Source organism: Halobacillus sp. (assembly GCF_049282395.1).
Taxonomy (GTDB): Bacteria; Bacillota; Bacilli; order Bacillales; family Halobacillaceae; genus Halobacillus.
Map to the genome: position 1 here is coordinate 1 of NZ_JBAPTY010000417.1, position 5858 is coordinate 5858.

Here is a 5858-nt window from a genome sequence, read left to right on the forward strand (position 1 = left end):
GAAACGGAGTATCTAGCGTATTTAGGTTTATAAACCCAGCTATATAAACATTTAAGGCTGATTCAGGATGCTTACCTCTCTTATGAAAGGGTCCGTTTTACGTTTCAGGCTGGGTGGCGAAGGAAACGACGAGACTCCCACGGGAGAAGGAGCTAGGCGAGACCCCACAGGGAGTGAAGCGACCGAGGAGGCTCCTAGTAAAAGGAGGATCGACTAAAGTCGCCACGTCCTGTGGCAACGTCGATCGACCCTACATCGTGTAGGGCCGTAGGAAAGCGAGTTGTTTCCGTAGCCCCCTCATCAAACTTTTGGCAAAGGACCCGAGATATCTCGAAACAGAGCCTTACACAATCGGGACCTTTAGCTTACTAAGGCACATTTAGCGATTTAACCTTAATTTTAAGAACCATCTTGATTTTTATTACATTAATGGAAGGAGAATAATGATGAAAATTGATGTAATTGGTGACGTTCATGGCTGTCTTGATGAATTAAAGCAGCTATTCACGGAGCTCGGCTACGAATGGGAAAACGGGCTTCCTTTTCATCCCGACGGGCGCACGCCAGTCTTTGTCGGTGACATTACGGACCGCGGTCCTGCTTCAGTGGAGTGCATCCGTTTTGTCTGCCAATTAGTATTAGAAGAAAAAACAGCACTCTATGTGCCCGGCAACCATTGCAATAAACTGTACCGTTTCTTCCTTGGCAACCCTGTAGAGGAAACCCATGGTTTAGAAACCACAGCAGACGAATACCGGAGCTTATCCACCCGTGAACAAAAAAAAGTGTGCAAACAGTTTATGACGCTGGTAGAAGAATCTCCTCTTTATCACGTTCTGGAAGAAGCGGACGCAGTCATCGCCCATGCTGGTATCCGCAGAGAAGATATCGGAAAAAATAATAAAAAAGTGAAAACCTTCGTATTGTATGGCGACATTACAGGAGAAAAACTCCCTGACGGACGCCCTGTACGAAGAGACTGGGCCCAGCATTATGATGGCGACTTGTGGGTCGTATATGGGCACACCCCTGTGCGCGAACCCCGTTTTGTCCATAAAACCGTGAATATTGACACAGGCTGCGTGTTTGGAGGCGAACTAACGGCGTTCCGCCTGCCAGAAGAAGAACTCGTCAGTATCCCTTCCTCGATGCCGCTCGTAGAAGAGAAATTCAGATATTAAAAAATCAGACTCCAGGCGGGGTCTGATTTTTTAGTGTTTACATGTCATCATATAACGATTCCACTCTTCAGGAATGGCGGATGTAAAAGACATAGGCTCGCCTGTCCAGGGATGATCAAAGGCCAGTTCATGACAATGAAGAGCCTGTCCGCTCCAGGGAAGATCTTCTGTCTCTCCGTATAAAGTATCCCCCACGAGCGGATGACCAATGGATGCCATATGAACACGAATCTGGTGGGTCCGCCCGGTCTCAAGCTTTAGTCTGACGAGCGTATGCTGTTCATGGCTTTCCTGAACCTTGTATAACGTCTTCGATGGTTTTCCATCTGCACAGGTGGTCCGTTCCACAATGGATCCTGGTTTCCGGGAAATCGGCGTTTCAATGACTCCTTCACCCTCGAGCTTTCCTTTTACCAGTGCCGTGTAAAAGCGCTCGACTCTGCTTTTCTCAAGCGTTAGCAGTCGGTGGCTGTAGGCGTGCTTCGCTGCAAGCATAAGCCCTGACGTCTCCCGGTCCAGCCTTGTGACGATATGAACCGTATTGGAAAGACCGTGCTTCTCGTAATGATGAAGCAGCCGGGTTGCGATGGAAGAGCCTTCATGGTGGGAAGATGGAACGACCGGTACTGAGGACGGTTTATCCATCACGATAACATCTTCGTCTTCATAACGGATCGATAGCGGGCCTTCTTCAGGCATCATTCTCTCGCCGCGAACTTCTTCTGGAAAATAAACGGTAACCGCTGCATTCGAATCCACCTTCTGTTTGAGAGAAGACAGCTGGTGATTGATGTAAATCGACCCTGCCGCTTTCACTCGTTTAATCAGCTGGCGGGAGAAACCGGCCCGCTTTTGCAGGAAATCCCTCACTGTCTGGCCTGACGCTTCAGGAGGAACGCGCCAGCTCTTGGTAACCGTACTCACTCTTTAGAATGAGAATACTCATCGGATACGAAGGAATCATGCACACGTCTCCAGAAAGGAAACGGACGGAAGCGGGCAAAACGGACTTTTTCAGTCGCCACGCGGCACTGGATCGATTTCACATCTTTGTAGGTGCGTGTAATATGATCCATCGTAATCAGGAAGCTCCGGTCGTTCAATGGCTTTAATAAACAGGTATGGTGACTCGGTAAAATTAACGGAGAACCGATAGTACGGAACACCCGGTTGTTAATAGAAGCCATCTCCGCGATTTGAATCGCTTCCAGGGAAGGATGGAGAATCGCGCCGCCCAATGCTTTGTTATAAGCGGTACTGCCGGATGGCGTGGAAATGCAAAGTCCATCTCCGCGGAAAGTTTCAAAATGATCGCCTTTAATTTCGATATCAAAAACGACCGAACCTTCTGAAGTCTTAATGGTACATTCATTTAATGCCAGATACCGATCTTCCTCTTCCCCGTCTTTTGGACGGATGGTCACTTCAAGAAGCGGGTATTCAACCACCTGAAAAGGCGTTCGCGCGATTTCAATGATCAGTTTTTCCAGCTCTTCCGGCATCCAGTCCGCATAGAAGCCTAAATGTCCGGTATGAATCCCGATAAACGCCGTTTGATCAAGGCGGTGAACATAGGTGTGAAAAGCTTCCAATAAGGTGCCGTCGCCTCCTACAGAGATAGCAAGATCAGGCTCGTCCTCATTGTATTCCAACTGGAATTCAGTTAAATAATTTTTGATTTTGGATCGTATTTCATTCGATTTCTGGTCGCCTTTGGAAAGGATCGAGAATTTCATCTGCTGCCCACTCCTCTACTTCTTTTTATTATGGTTTTTCTGATCTTCTTTACGCAAAAATACTTTCCGTGCTTCCTGGATTTCACTTTTAATCTTGGACATTTCTTCATCCAGGCGGAAGGCTGCTTCTCCGGCCCGCTTTAACCGGCTTTTAATTTCAGTTGGTATTTTACCAGCATATTTATAATTTAAGGAGTGTTCGTTGGTCGCCCAGAAATTCATTGCCAGTGTACGGATTTGAATTTCTGCTAACACAATCTTTTCTCCATGGATGGTTTCGACTGGATACTCAATGATTACGTGGTAGGACCTGTAACCGCTCTCTTTTTTGCGGGAGATGTAATCCTTCTCTTCTACAATGGTGAAGTCGTGACGGTTTTTCAGCATGTCTACAACAGCATAAATGTCATCTACAAATTGACAGACGACACGCACACCCGCAATATCCTGTAACTCTTTTTCAATGTTTTCAGGATTAATGGCTTTTCTCCTGGCTTTTTCGATAATACTCGACCTTGGTTTTACGCGCCCTGTGACAAATTCAATCGGGGACTGCTCCATTTCATATTCAAACTGCTGCCGCATTCCCTTTAATTTAACTTTTAGTTCGTCAACTACTTGTCCATAAGGTGCTATAAATATATCCCAATTCATCTTGCGCCCACCTTTATGTATCCAATCTGTATAGTAAATATGTGCGTTATCTCTTGCATTCATTGTATCATAAAGTTAAGTCACATCAGAAATGATAAAGGAGGCATTCTAAATTGTCCCAGGAAATCGAAATTGAATATAAGAACCTGCTTACAAAGGATGAGTACGATCGCGTCCACCAAATATACCCATTCGAATCAGTTGAATTCATGGAGCAAACCAATTATTATTTTGAATCAGATGATTTAAAGCTTCGCAGTCTAGGGGCTGCTCTCCGCATCAGGAAAAAAAATGATCAATGGACGCTGACCCTGAAACAGCCTCATCCGGAAGGGCTGCTTGAGACCCATGACTCTTTGTCCGAACACGAGGCAGATTTATGGATTCAAAACCGCATGGTGGAAAAACCGAATGTCGGAAAACAACTGGATGAGCTTAGCGTTTCATTAGAGGATTTGAAATTCCTTGGTTCCCTGACCACAAGAAGAAAAGAAATCGAATACAAGGATACCCTTCTCGTCCTTGATCACAGCCTCTATTATGATCAGGAAGATTTTGAGCTGGAACTCGAAGCTAAATCGAAGGAACAAGGAAAAAACGTTTTTTCCCAAATTTTAAATCAATGCAATATTCCTGAAAGGGAAACAGATAATAAGATCAAACGCTTTTATAAAGCCCGGCAAGAATCAGAATAGTTGCCGTAGCACACGCCCATTGCTAAAATGGATTAACAGACAGGAAGGGATTTTATGGTACAGCGACCTGGAACGATTTATGAGGCGATTGGTGAAGAAAAAATATCAGAGCTTGTCGAATCATTTTACAGCCGAGTAAGCCGTCATCCGGATTTAATTCCGATCTTTCCGGAGGATCTAACTGAAACGGCTCGGAAGCAGAAGCAGTTTTTGACTCAGTTCTTCGGCGGCCCTCCTCTTTACATCGAAGAGCACGGTCACCCGATGCTGAGAGCCAGACATCTGCCTTTTGAAATTACACCAACTCGAAGAGACGCCTGGCTGTCTTGTATGTCAGGTGCTTTAAACGAGGTTTCTATTGAAGAGCCTTACCGGTCCGCTATATTCGAGCGATTAACGATGACGGCGAACCACATGATGAACACACCAGAAGAGCAGAAAGGAGAATCGAAGTGAGTTGGAAAAGCTTGAGCAGCAATAATGACACCCAAGGAACAGCCAGCGGTTTTTTCAATTTATTAAAGCGGCCCATAGAAATCTATGTGTTTATCGATCCGCTCTGTCCTGAATGCTGGTCACTTGAACCATTCTTAAAAAAACTCACTATCGAGTACGGCCGCTTCTTTACCATCCGTCCAATTATAAGCGGGAAGTTGACTTCCTTTCAGCAAAATAAAGTGAAGAAACCTGAAAATCTTAAAAAAGCGTGGGACAGCACCACTTCCCGCACCGGCATGTGCTGTGATGGTGATGTTTGGATTGAGAACCCGGTTTCCTCCCCCTTTGCGGCTTCTCTTGCTGTAAAAGCAGCCGAGCTGCAAGGTAAAAAAGCGGGCATGCGGTTTCTCAGAAAAATTCAGGAGTATGTTTTCCTGGAAAAACAAAATATATCGGATGAAGATGTATTAATCGAATGCGCCAGTAAGAGCCGTCTTGATGTAGAGGAATTCAAGAAGGATCTTCATTCCGATGCCGCCCGCAACGCATTAAACTGCGACTTGAAATTGACACACGAAATGGAAGTAGAATCAACACCTACGATCGTCCTTTTCAATGAGTCAGAAGAAGATGCCGGACTTAAGATAACCGGTATGTATTCCTATGACGTGTATGTAAAAGTACTGAAAGAGATGCTGCAAAAGGATCCAACCCCTGCCATTAAGCCAGCTCTTGAAGACTTTTTGCACTACTACCGATTTGTAGCGAACAAAGAAGTTGCGGTTGTCTATGACTGGACAGAACAGCAGGCTAAAAAAGAAATGAAAAAATTAGTGCTGAAACAGAAAGCGCGTGAAGTACCCGTGAAACACGGTGCCTTCTGGGAATATCTCGGCACATAATAAGCATCTTTGAAACGATACCGAAATGGTTAGATGGCTGTCTAACGATTTCGGTATCGTTTTTTTTATGAATAGACTCTGTCAAAGTTTATTCTTAATTTTTCATAACAGGCTTATTACGTAATAGGGCCGGTTACTGTAAGACTCAGTTTCGAGATATCGGGTTACTGTGAAGGTCCTGCGGGGGATGATTCGCTTTCCGCGGGCATGTGCTGAGCCTCCTCGAGCTAACGCTCTCCGGGGTCTCACCGA

The 5858-nt window shown here is 45.3% G+C and carries 7 protein-coding genes; 4 read left to right on the top strand and 3 right to left on the bottom strand.

Features of this window, described 5'->3' with window-relative positions; translation table 11 throughout:
• Nucleotides 1-446: 446 nt before the first annotated feature.
• Nucleotides 447-1181, top strand: a complete 735-nt coding sequence (gene prpE, locus WAM07_RS17370; RefSeq protein ID WP_422168650.1) for a bis(5'-nucleosyl)-tetraphosphatase PrpE — start codon at nt 447-449, stop codon at nt 1179-1181.
• Between the two features lie 30 nt (nt 1182-1211).
• Here the strand turns inward: prpE and WAM07_RS17375 are convergent, their stop codons facing one another.
• From WAM07_RS17375 to WAM07_RS17385, 3 genes are read right to left on the bottom strand one after another with little or no spacing between them, the layout of a single operon-like run.
• The gene (locus tag WAM07_RS17375) at nt 1212-2105 is read right to left on the bottom strand and encodes an RluA family pseudouridine synthase (RefSeq protein ID WP_422168651.1); all 894 of its coding nucleotides are present in this window, start codon (nt 2103-2105) and stop codon (nt 1212-1214) included.
• Nucleotides 2102-2917: an NAD kinase gene (locus WAM07_RS17380; protein WP_422168652.1), complete on the bottom strand. Its 816-nt coding sequence runs from the start codon at nt 2915-2917 to the stop codon at nt 2102-2104. Before WAM07_RS17380 ends, WAM07_RS17375 begins: the two co-directional genes overlap by 4 nt.
• 15 nt (nt 2918-2932) lie before the next feature.
• Nucleotides 2933-3571: a GTP pyrophosphokinase gene (locus WAM07_RS17385; protein WP_422168653.1), complete on the bottom strand. Its 639-nt coding sequence runs from the start codon at nt 3569-3571 to the stop codon at nt 2933-2935.
• Between the two features lie 113 nt (nt 3572-3684).
• On the opposite strand from WAM07_RS17385, the gene WAM07_RS17390 reads away from it, so the two are divergent.
• The 3 genes from WAM07_RS17390 to WAM07_RS17400 are packed head-to-tail and all read left to right on the top strand — an operon-like array spanning nt 3685 to nt 5606.
• Nucleotides 3685-4266, top strand: coding sequence for a CYTH domain-containing protein (locus WAM07_RS17390; protein WP_422168654.1), 582 nt, complete (start codon nt 3685-3687; stop codon nt 4264-4266).
• Nucleotides 4267-4320: 54 nt separating this feature from the next.
• Nucleotides 4321-4722 carry a globin gene (locus WAM07_RS17395; RefSeq protein WP_422168655.1) on the top strand — a complete coding sequence of 134 codons (402 nt, stop codon included), beginning with the start codon at nt 4321-4323 and terminating at the stop codon, nt 4720-4722.
• Nucleotides 4719-5606, top strand: coding sequence for a ClpXP adapter SpxH family protein (locus WAM07_RS17400; protein WP_422168656.1), 888 nt, complete (start codon nt 4719-4721; stop codon nt 5604-5606). Before WAM07_RS17395 ends, WAM07_RS17400 begins: the two co-directional genes overlap by 4 nt.
• Nucleotides 5607-5858: the final 252 nt, after the last annotated feature.